The 571-nt window shown below is 44.3% G+C and carries 1 protein-coding gene; it reads right to left on the bottom strand.

Features of this window, described 5'->3' with window-relative positions; genetic code table 11:
- A partial coding sequence (locus tag ACS8FD_RS23250; protein WP_439277595.1) for an acyl-CoA dehydrogenase family protein occupies window positions 1–558 on the bottom strand: 558 nt, incomplete at its 3' end.
- Window positions 559–571 lie beyond the last annotated feature (13 nt).

The following is a 571-nucleotide window of genomic DNA, read 5'->3' as shown; positions in this document are numbered from 1 at the left end:
AGCATAAGAGCTAAACTCTAAACCGCCATATTCCTCAGGAATGATCAAACCCAAAAAGCCATTGGCTTTAATAAACTGCCAAGTCTGCGGGGTTAGGTCTTTATAATCTTGAGTAATCTCCCATTCATCAAGCATGGCACATAGCGTCTCAACCTCATTGTCGATGAAGCTTTGTTCGCGTTCAGACAGCTTAGGGTAAGGGTAGTTGGCAAAGGTGTCCCAGTTTGGTGCACCCATAAACAACTCTTTTTCCCACCAGCTAGTACCCGCATCAAGCGCTTCGCGTTCAGTATCACTCATACTTGGCATGGCACCGCTTAAAGCTTTATAAACAGGCTTGGTAATAAGCGCTTGGCGTATGGGAGCAATCAACAACATCAAACACAAAAGCGCTATCGGAACCCCCAATATGAGCGACCATGGGCTTATAAACGCAGTAACTATGACAGTGATAATGGCAACGATACTACCAGTGACACGAGATAAAGACAGTAAAAATATGGCCAGGACAACGGCTAACTGAATGATTACTGCTAAAATAAATAAGCCAATCGCCATGACTGTCTCCTTG

The sequence above is a fragment of the Psychrobacter sp. 1U2 genome (assembly GCF_051847575.1).
The sequence above is the reverse complement of the archived record's forward strand: the minus strand, read 5'-3'. Positions and strand labels throughout refer to the sequence as shown.